At 46.4% G+C, this 8,465-nt stretch carries 9 protein-coding genes and 1 pseudogene; 2 read left to right on the top strand and 8 right to left on the bottom strand.

Annotation, left to right across the window (positions count from 1 at the left end; translation table 11 throughout):
• The 4 genes and pseudogenes from Q0369_RS04560 to Q0369_RS04545 all read right to left on the bottom strand — a co-directional run.
• A pseudogene (locus Q0369_RS04560) lies at positions 1-168 on the bottom strand (phosphoenolpyruvate carboxykinase (ATP)); the annotation flags it as partial.
• Positions 169-300: 132 nt separating this feature from the next.
• Positions 301-2,139 carry a biotin/lipoyl-containing protein gene (locus Q0369_RS04555; protein ID WP_298096591.1) on the bottom strand — a complete coding sequence of 613 codons (1,839 nt, stop codon included), beginning with the start codon at positions 2,137-2,139 and terminating at the stop codon, positions 301-303.
• Positions 2,140-2,180: 41 nt separating this feature from the next.
• Positions 2,181-3,542: a TRAP transporter large permease subunit gene (locus Q0369_RS04550; RefSeq protein ID WP_005871492.1), complete on the bottom strand. Its 1,362-nt coding sequence runs from the start codon at positions 3,540-3,542 to the stop codon at positions 2,181-2,183.
• 93 nt (positions 3,543-3,635) lie between these two features.
• Positions 3,636-4,205 (bottom strand): TRAP transporter small permease subunit, encoded by a 570-nt coding sequence (locus Q0369_RS04545; RefSeq protein WP_298096588.1) that lies wholly within the window; start codon positions 4,203-4,205, stop codon positions 3,636-3,638.
• A 96-nt stretch (positions 4,206-4,301) separates the two neighbouring features.
• Between Q0369_RS04545 and Q0369_RS04540 the strand changes: the two genes are divergently transcribed.
• Positions 4,302-4,913, top strand: a complete 612-nt coding sequence (locus Q0369_RS04540) for a disulfide bond formation protein B (protein WP_298096585.1) — start codon at positions 4,302-4,304, stop codon at positions 4,911-4,913.
• Between the two features lie 17 nt (positions 4,914-4,930).
• Here Q0369_RS04540 and Q0369_RS04535 read toward each other — a convergent pair whose 3' ends face one another.
• Together Q0369_RS04535 and Q0369_RS04530 are read right to left on the bottom strand one after the other, a co-directional pair.
• A complete protein-coding gene (locus tag Q0369_RS04535; protein ID WP_297961388.1) occupies positions 4,931-5,314 on the bottom strand; it encodes a type II secretion system protein in 384 nt (127 codons plus the stop codon).
• Positions 5,315-5,376: 62 nt separating this feature from the next.
• The gene (locus Q0369_RS04530; RefSeq protein WP_298096581.1) at positions 5,377-6,150 is read right to left on the bottom strand and encodes a 3'(2'),5'-bisphosphate nucleotidase CysQ; all 774 of its coding nucleotides are present in this window, start codon (positions 6,148-6,150) and stop codon (positions 5,377-5,379) included.
• Between the two features lie 149 nt (positions 6,151-6,299).
• Here Q0369_RS04530 and Q0369_RS04525 point away from each other — a divergent pair, with 149 nt between their 5' ends.
• On the top strand, positions 6,300-6,986 hold the full coding sequence (locus tag Q0369_RS04525) for a SapC family protein (RefSeq protein ID WP_298096578.1): 687 nt from the start codon (positions 6,300-6,302) through the stop codon (positions 6,984-6,986).
• Between the two features lie 391 nt (positions 6,987-7,377).
• Here the strand turns inward: Q0369_RS04525 and Q0369_RS04520 are convergent, their stop codons facing one another.
• Both Q0369_RS04520 and Q0369_RS04515 read right to left on the bottom strand, forming a co-directional pair.
• Positions 7,378-7,794, bottom strand: coding sequence for a hypothetical protein (locus Q0369_RS04520; RefSeq protein ID WP_298096575.1), 417 nt, complete (start codon positions 7,792-7,794; stop codon positions 7,378-7,380).
• A 313-nt stretch (positions 7,795-8,107) separates the two neighbouring features.
• Positions 8,108-8,465 (bottom strand): SDR family NAD(P)-dependent oxidoreductase (locus Q0369_RS04515; protein ID WP_298096572.1); only part of this gene is annotated, 358 nt, incomplete at its 5' end.

Here is an 8,465-nt window from a genome sequence, read left to right as displayed (position 1 = left end):
GCTGCGACCCGTAAAGATGCCCGTATCGACCATAAAGGTGCCGTTGCTTGATACGTGCCCCTCGCCTCTTGCCTTTTCAAGCTCAAAAAGCTCGTCGTAGCTTAGGTTGTGATTGATTTTTTTGATATTTTTAAGACCTAGTTTATCCAGATCGTTCGGAGTTGTCATTTTGCGTCCTTTTTAAATTAAATTTTGATAAAAGATTGCGCTATTATAGCTTAAAATTTAGGTGAGCTCGCTTAAGCACCGAGGATTGTCGCCATGAAATTTAGGCGGAAGCGCCCGCCTAAATTTTAGAGCTTATCTTAAAATCGCGAGCACCTGATCGGCATCGACCGTATCGCCTTGAGCGACTAAAATTTTATCGATTACACCGTCACGTGGGCTTTCGATATTTATCTCCATCTTCATCGCTTCAAGCACGATGACATTCTGCCCCGCCTTAACAGCGTCGCCTTCCTTTATTAAAATTTTAAATACGTTGCTAGGAAGCGTCGCTTTTATATCGTTATCGTCCGTACCACTTCGCGCGTTAGCAGTGGGCTGCTCGCCGGCGGAGCTTTGCGGCTGCGGCTTTGCGGGCGCTGAGGTATCGAAGCTGACGTCGTATCGATCGCCGTTTACGAGCACATTTTGCCCCGCAAATTCTACGCTGTAAATTTTGCCGTTAATTTTAACGTCAAATTTGCCGTTTTTAGAAATACTGCTTTGATGGCTTGCAGCGGGCGCTACGTCCTCTTTTTTGCGGCTCATCACCTTGCCCTCGCCTTTTAAAAACGCGATGCCTTTTTCTTTGCACGCAAGCGCGATGAATATGTTCTCCTCGCTAGGCTCGATGCCCTGCTCGCGCAGAATTTTCTGCGCATACGCGACGCTCTTGCTCTCGTCGGCATCGGCGATATCTACGGCATGCTTGGTCGTAGGCTCTAAGCCCAGCTGCTCCACCGCCATTTTAATCACGCCCTCGTCGGGTTTAACGGGCGTTTTGCCAAAATAGCCTAGCACCATCTTGCCGTAGCCCTCGGCGATCTTTTTCCATGGACCGAACATTACGTTGTTAAACGCCTGCTGGAAATAAAACTGGCTAACCGGCGTCACGCTCGTGCCGAAACCGCCCTTTTCGACGACTTCGCGCATAGCCTTGATGACGGCTGGAAATTTATCTAAAATTTTATTATCGCGCATCATCTGAGTGTTTGCTGTAAGCGCGCCTCCCGGCATCGGCGAAAACGGAATGAGCGGGCTTACCTGCGTGGCCTCTGGCGGCATAAAATAATCCTTCAAGCACTCGCCCAAAACCTCTTCGTATTTTAAAATTTTCTCTGCATCTAGCCCCAGGTCGAAATTTTGCCCCTTCGTCGCGTGCAGCAGCGTAAGAATGTCCGGCTGGCTCGTGCCGCCGCTTACGGGATGCGCGGCAAGATCGATGCCGTCTACGCCCGCAACGAGCGCAGCCTGATAGCATGCGACGCTAACACCCGCCGTCTCGTGTGTGTGCAGGCGAATATGCACTCCGTCGCCTAAAATTTTACGCGCGCGCTTGATCGTCTCATAGACCTTCTGCGGGCTACTGGTGCCGCTTGCGTCTTTGAAACAGACGCTGTCGAACGGAATCTGCGCGTCTAAAATTTGACGCAAAATTCTCTCATAAAACGCCGCATCGTGCGCGCCGCTGCATCCCGGCGGCAGATCCATCATCGTAACCACGACTTCGTGTTTAAGACCGTGGCGATGTATGCACTCGCCGCTAAATTTTAAATTTTCCACGTCGTTTAGCGCGTCGAAATTTCTAATCGTCGTCGTGCCGTGCTTGGCAAAAAGCTTGGCGTGCAGATCGATGATCTCGCGGCTGCCGGTATCAAGCGTGACGGTATTTACGCCGCGGCTAAGGGTCTGCAGGTTCGCCTCAGGTCCCACGATGCTTCTAAATTTATCCATCATCTCAAAGGCATCTTCGTTTAGGTAAAAATACAGGCTCTGAAACCGCGCGCCGCCGCCAAACTCGAAGTGCGTGATGCCGGCGTCTTTGGCCGCGCTAACGGCGGGCAGGAAGTCCTCCATCGCCACGCGCGCGCCGAAAACTGACTGAAATCCGTCGCGAAAGGTCGTATCCATAACGTCGATAAGCTTTTTAGCCATTTTTAGCTCCTAGGTTAAATTTAGCGTGAATTTTAATATTTCTAGCCTAAAAAAGCTTTTAAACCAAAAACCCCCGGAAAGATTGCGAGTGTTAATAGCACTAGAATTTGCAATAAAATAAAAGGCAGTACGCCCTTGTAAATGTCCGTGGTGTGGATTTGCGGCGGCGTTACGCCCTTTAAGAAAAATATCGAAAATCCAAATGGCGGCGTCATAAACGACGTTTGTAAATTTACAGCGATTAAGATCGCAAACCACACGGGATTGATATGCAAAGACTCTACTATCGGCAAAAGTATCGGTAAAATGATATATGAAATTTCGACATAATCGAGAAAAAATCCAAGCACTATGATAACTACCATCGTAAGTGCAATAAATCCCCACGCTTGACCAGGCAGATTTTCCATAAAATTTTTTACGACCTCATCTCCGCCCGTGTAAGAAAAAATCATCGAAAATGCCGTGGCGCCCATCAAAATCATAAAAACCATGCCCGAAATTTTAGCGGTATTTTTTAACGCGTCATAGATCAGTCTAAACGAAAATGTGCGGTATAAAACAGCTAGCGCTATCGCACCCAAGCAGCCTACCGACGAGCTCTCCGTAGGCGTAGCGATGCCCGCAAAAATAGATCCCAAGACGAGCAAAATCAGCACGAGCACCGGCACGACGTTTTTAAGCGCTATAAAAATTTGCTTTGATTTGCTAAGTCCCTCTAGCGGCGGAACAGGCGGCGCATAATCTTTGCAAATATATGAAATAATCGCAATATAAATCACGTAAAAACCCACTAGCACGAGCCCAGGAATAACTGCTGCAGAGAAAAGATCGCCCACCGAAACAGAAAGTATATCGCCTAAAATAATCAGCACGATAGAAGGCGGGATAATCTGCCCAAGCGTACCCGCAGCAGCGATGGTGCCGGTAGCTAGAGGCTTATCGTAGCCGTATTTCATCATCACGGGCAGGCTGATGACGCCCATAGCGATAACAGTCGCGCCCACGATGCCCGTCGTAGCTGCAAGTAACGCGCCCACCAAAACGGTGCTGATCGCCACGCCGCCTCGTACGCCGCCGAATAAAAATGCCATCGACTCTAATAAACGCTCCGCAAGGCGAGTCTTTTGCAAAATCATACCCATCAAAATAAAAAGCGGCACCGAGATTAACAGTTGATTTTCCATAATCGAGTAAATTCTATTAGGCATTAGTGAGAAAAACTGCCTGCTCATATCCTCGAAAGCTTCGGTTAAAATTTCAAAGCCCTGCGCATAATCCCACGCCTCACTAAGTCCGTAGATAAAGCCGAAAATCACCGCCACAGCGCCGAATGTAAACGCAACGGGAAAACCGAGTAGCAGCATAAAAAGCGCTGCCGCAAACATCACTATGCCTATCATAGCTCGCCACCTTTTATCTTACCGTGGCAAAATTCCGCCCAAGCGCGAAAAGCGTAAAATTTATAGAATTTTAAATTTAAGCTCATTCTGCCCTCACACACTCTGTGCGCCCGAAGAATTCCCACTAAGAAATTCCGAGCCTTTGTTTTCCCTAACATCAAGCAGGGCATTAATATTTTTAATCAAAAATCCAAATGCGTAGATAAATAAAAACGCATAGCTAAGCGTGATTGCGGACTTGATGATCCAAAGATGCTGCATGCCGCCGGGATTGGCGCTGGCCTCGTGGCTCGTATAAGCCTCGCTCACGTAATCGATCGAAAAGAATGCCACAAGCGCCACGAAAGGCAAAATGAAAAATATCGTGCCTAAGATATTTATGAGCGCTTTTGCAGTGGAGCTAAATTTTTCGTAAAAAATATCCACGCGAACGTGGGCATTTTCTTTGAGCGCGTAGGTCACACCGAATAAAAACATCGCCGAATATAGCCACCACGTAAGTTCTTGCATAGCGACGGAATTTGCGGCAGGAAAAAGATAACGCGCCACAACATTGTAAAAAACGACTATAACTAAAAGCGCCAAAAATACGATACTTAATACGCCTAAGATGTTTGCGAACACATCAAAAGCTCTTTCTAATCTGCGTAAAAAACCCTTCAAAATTTTACCCTTTGCTTGAAATTTTTGCTATGAAAGCTGGGATTTTAGCAAAAATATCTGCAATTTATTATAAAATTATGCGCGGAAAGGATTTTTATGATTTTAAAATTTCAAAACAGATACTCTAAAAGATTTCTCGCCTTTTGCGCTATTTGGGCGCTTTTTTGGCTAGCATTTTCATATTTTTTCTTGCAAAAATTCCTTTTTATCTATCCGGAAAGCTTTAGCATTCACGTGAGATTCGCACTTTGCGCCATAGCGCTAGGAGCGGCGATTTTAGCAGTTTGCGGCAAGAGCGTTTACGGCGCGGTTTGCGGATATGCGGTATGGTTTTACGGCGCGGCGCTAGGATTTGTCTCATCGCTAAATTTAGCTAAAATTCACACGGTACTGCGAGGGAGCGGAGATATGAGCGGGATGAGCGGCTGCAGTGGAGCGGTGAGATTTTTAAATTTTGATCTAAGCGTAGTGTCAATTTTTAAGCCGTTTAACAGCTGCGCATTCGACATACCGGCAGTACCAACTGATGTAACGCTAGAGGGGCTGCAAGCTAAGCTAACGGCGCTTTATAGCGGAGGCTGGTATCTGTTTCCAGCAAGTAAAAGCGTGGATCTGGCGCAATTTTGGAGCTTTATCTTTATATTTTTCGCAATTGTTTGGATGATTGGAATTTTTCTTGGATTTATAAATAAAAAGGCGCAGAGATAGTCCCTGCACCAAAGAAGCTACTGAACAATTACTAATGCATCTGAACTATAAAGGTTGCTTATAGTTTTTAGATTTGCCGAATCCCAAACTGTAGCGCACAAACCATTGTATCCTTTTTTTAAGGTAATTTGCGATGCATTGTTATATTTATAAGTAGCACAAACGGAGCCTTTGGCTTTAATAGGAATTGCTACATTTGTCATGCTAGGAATATCTGAACTATACTGACCTTGTGAAGTATAGTAGCCTATTATATCGCTTAAAGATGTAACGATGTTTTGAGATGCTCTAACGACTTCTGCATCGTCGCGTGTAGCTGCTAGTCTTGGAATGGCAATTGCCGCCAAAACACCTAAAATCACGATCACGAAAATTAATTCGATCATAGTAAAGCCCTTCATGTTTTTATCCTTTGATAAAAAATTTTGGACTTATATTATAGAGCGTTTACTATAAATTTAACTTAAAAATTCTTTGCAAATTCTAACATTTTGGATAAATTTTTCATAGCATTCGCGCCGACCGCTAAATAATGGTTATTTATCAGGCTTTTTCCGTTATAAAGAGGCGCCTTCATCGTCTTTAGATCTATCACCGCTCCGCCGCTTTGATGCAGTAAAAAATCTCCCGCGGCGATGTCCCAAAGCGAGCAGTCGCTAAATCTCGCATACGCACTGGCGCCCCCCTCAGCTAAGATGCAAAATTTTATCGCAGAGCCTTTGCGCACTAGCTGCATCCCAAATTTTTGCGCAAATTGCGGATATTTTTCGGATTTGCTATGATGGCCGTGTATGAAAATTTGCGGCGCGCTAGTGGGGCAAGGGAGTAGTACGCCGTTTTTATAAACTCCGCCGCCGTTTGAGCTATATATATCGCCGCTTATTGGTATGCTGATCACCGCTAAAATTGGGCGCCCACGCTCGATCAGCGCGATGCAGACGCAAAATTCGCCGTTGCGCGCGATAAACTCCTTCGTGCCGTCCAGCGGATCTATCAGCCAAAATCTCTCCTCGCTCATACGCCGCTTGCTATCCAGCACGCACTCTTCCGAGCAGATCGCGATGCCGCTAGGCTCCAGGGTGCTCATTATCGCATCGTTTGCCGCAAGATCGGCATTCGTAAGCGGAGATCTGTCCGCTTTGACAAAGATATCGAATTTATCGTAATTTTGCATTATTGCGACATTCGCCTTTTTTGCGGCGTCCTCGGCAAGCGCCAAAAGCTCATCCAAGCCCACTTTCGCTCCTTAAATTTAACGGCAATTCTATCAAATTTAAAATTCCAAATCTATAAATTTACGCAAGTAAAAACGAGCGAAATTCCAAAACTCTTTAGAATTTTAATATTCTTTTTTATATAATTGCTAAAATTTTTTAAAGGATCAACATGACCCCAGTCGTATTAGATAGCGTTAAACACGCGGATTTACAGTATCACGCGGATGCATTCCCTACCGCGCCTTTCGTGCCTGTAATCGCGCCGGAGATTCCGTTTTGCGCGGACAACCTTGTTATAGTATTTACTATCGAAAAAGAGCCCAAAATGGTAGCGCTGCTAGGGCGCACCAAAAACGTTCTAATCGATAAGGATTATAAAGGAACGGTGCCTTCCTCGGTGCAGAATTATCCGTTTTTCTTAGCCCAGATCGGCGAGCAGACTGCGATCTGCTTCGACAAAGACGCGCAGCAGATCAAAGGCGACGGCGAGGCGCTTTTTAAAGACGGCAAACCGACGTCGTTTTTACAAAATTTAAAAGAGGTAATGAAAAATTACGCCGATTTAGATATGCGCACGCGCGTTGCGGCGGCGGAATTTCAAAAGGCGGGGATTTTAGAGGCCAAAGAGCTCGGCATCAATTCTAGCGGCAAGGAATCGTCTCTGCTGAACGGATTTTCGGTCGTAAATCGCGAAAAACTTTTGAAGCTAAGCGATAAAAAACTTGCGGATTTTGCGCGCCGCGGATATCTGGAGCTAGCGTATTTCCACTTAAAAAGCCTTGCAAATTTTCAGCGCCTAGGCGATAAGATCATGCAGCTCGATCCGCCGATCGCGCCGAAAGAAGCGAAAAAATAGACGTTTTCGCCTCCTAAGTAGCTCATAATTTTTAGGATTTAATATCGCGGATTTGTAAATTTGCAAAACTTACGATCGTTTCGGGGCTTGAAGTTGCCATAACCGCATGCGAGCTTGAAGCCCTAGGAGGCTTTATTCGCGGCTAAACTAAATACACCGCAAATTTAGTCCTAAAATTTTAGCATAGGGTTTTATAACAAAAATTTTGCAACAACACAGTACGCAAGATTCCACGCTGAAAATTTCAAGCGAGAAATTTTACTATAAAATTATATTAAATTTAAAATTTAATTTAAGTAGATCAATTTATAAAATTTTATCCACACTGCCTAAAACTTTAGTTTTAAATTTAGCTCAAGCTCCTACCTTGCGCTAAAATTCCACCCGCGATTTATAGAAATTCCCGCGGCTCATAGATTTGCACGCCGTGCGCGTCGCTGCGAGCCGCATTGATCATCGCGCGGGCGATACTTGCGCCGCTAAGCGGTCTAAATTTGCCGAACACGCAGGCGGGCAGCAGTTTAAAAACCGCTGCCGCAAGCCGCTCTAGCAGGCGAGCATCAGGTTTCTCACCGAGGATTAGCGGCAGATGAGCGATCTGGAAGTCCTCAAAACCAAGCTCGCTTGCGCATCGCTCAACCTGCTCTTTGGCGCGCAGATAAAAGCTTAGCGAGCTCTCTTTCGCACTCGAAGATGATGCGAGTGCGAAGCGCCGCGCGCCCACTGACTGCTTGCCCCACTTTGCCGCCGCATAGATGTAGTCTACATCCACGCGTAAAAATGCCTCGCGCGAGTCCGCCTGCTTCATCGTCGTACCCAACGCGCAAAAAATTTCGTCAAATTTATGCAGCGCGATATCCTAAATGTCATCAAAATCAATGATCCGTATGCAAAGCTTAAAATGGCAAAAGTCCGTCTGGCGGTGCGCCCATGCCCCTACCTCATCATAACCCGGGCTCGCGCACCAGCTCCCTACCCACAACGCTAGTAGCGCCTAGCACAAGAGCCGATTTCCCCATTTTCACTCCTAAATTTCTTTAAATTTTAACGCACTTTACGGTCAAATTTAACTCCGGCGCTACGTTACTCAAATTTTACGCCTCGTCGCATGACGCATAAATTTAGCGTTTGCCCGCGTAATCAAATCGCGCAGCCCCCAAGCTAAACTCGAAGTTGTTTCGATCCACCGCGCCCACGCACGCGTCGCTGTTGTAAAGCGTAAGCAAGAATTCCGCCATCTCCTCGCTTGAGTGATAGCGCTTAAAAGCCGCATCGTAGTCGTAGCCCGCGTCATCCGTCGCCACGGGACCGAATTCCGTCCTAGTCGCGGCGGGCGCTAGAACTTTAGCCTGCATTTTGGCCTCTTTATCCTGCGCCAGCTCGTGGCTCAAACCCTCGGTGAAAGCGCTTACGAAAAATTTTGTAGCGCAATACGGCACAACGCCAGGCGCCAGAAAATAGCCGCCCACAGAGGAGATG

Source organism: uncultured Campylobacter sp. (assembly GCF_938030685.1).
GTDB lineage: Bacteria > Campylobacterota > Campylobacteria > Campylobacterales > Campylobacteraceae > Campylobacter_B.
This window is presented reverse-complemented; position numbering and strand designations above follow the sequence as displayed.

Excerpts from the sequence above, each read along its gene's own strand:
- Q0369_RS04555 (WP_298096591.1), bottom strand. The coding sequence starts at position 2,139 with ATGGCTAAAAAGCTTATCGACGTTATGGATACGACCTTTCGCGACGGA.
- Q0369_RS04550 (WP_005871492.1), bottom strand. The coding sequence starts at position 3,542 with ATGATAGGCATAGTGATGTTTGCGGCAGCGCTTTTTATGCTGCTACTC.
- Q0369_RS04540 (WP_298096585.1), top strand. The coding sequence starts at position 4,302 with ATGATTTTAAAATTTCAAAACAGATACTCTAAAAGATTTCTCGCCTTT.
- Q0369_RS04535 (WP_297961388.1), bottom strand. The coding sequence starts at position 5,314 with ATGAAGGGCTTTACTATGATCGAATTAATTTTCGTGATCGTGATTTTA.
- Q0369_RS04525 (WP_298096578.1), top strand. The coding sequence starts at position 6,300 with ATGACCCCAGTCGTATTAGATAGCGTTAAACACGCGGATTTACAGTAT.
- Q0369_RS04520 (WP_298096575.1), bottom strand. The coding sequence starts at position 7,794 with ATGAAGCAGGCGGACTCGCGCGAGGCATTTTTACGCGTGGATGTAGAC.